Source organism: Arthrobacter sp. 10T425 (genome assembly GCF_056393985.1).
In genome coordinates this window covers 1-420 of sequence record NZ_JBFTGZ010000095.1, presented here as the reverse complement: position 1 = coordinate 420, position 420 = coordinate 1, and the positions used below count along the sequence as shown (strand labels likewise).

At 62.4% G+C, this 420-nt stretch carries 1 protein-coding gene; it reads left to right on the top strand.

The window, feature by feature from the left end:
• Positions 1–130: 130 nt before the first annotated feature.
• On the top strand, positions 131–420 hold a 290-nt coding region (locus AC1DDH_RS20680), incomplete at its 3' end, for an RraA family protein (protein WP_476956246.1).

Below are 420 nucleotides of genomic sequence, written 5' to 3'. Positions count from 1 at the left end.
GACTGCAACAGGATGGCATGGAGGTCGTGGGTAACTCGTCGGAGAAGTTCCGAGAATTCCTGAAGGCCGACAGACAGAAGTGGGCGGGCGTGATCAAGGCCGCCAACGTTACCGCAAACTGAGAATCCCGATGAAAGACAGCCAGGACTTCCGCGCCATCGTGACCGATATCGCGCGTGTATCACCGGACCTCGTAGCACGTGCTTCGCAATTCGCCTCCTCGCTGCTGGCGGATGTCAATGGCCGCCGCGGCGGCATGCACGGCCGCGTGGCGCCGCTGGATCCTCGATCCCGCTTGTGCGGGACGGCGCTGACCGTCGAGGTTCGCCCCGGAGACAACCTCATGATTCATGCCGCAATTGCGATGGCCAGACCCGGCGATGTCATCGTTGTCGATGGCAAGGCGGATCAGACGTGCGC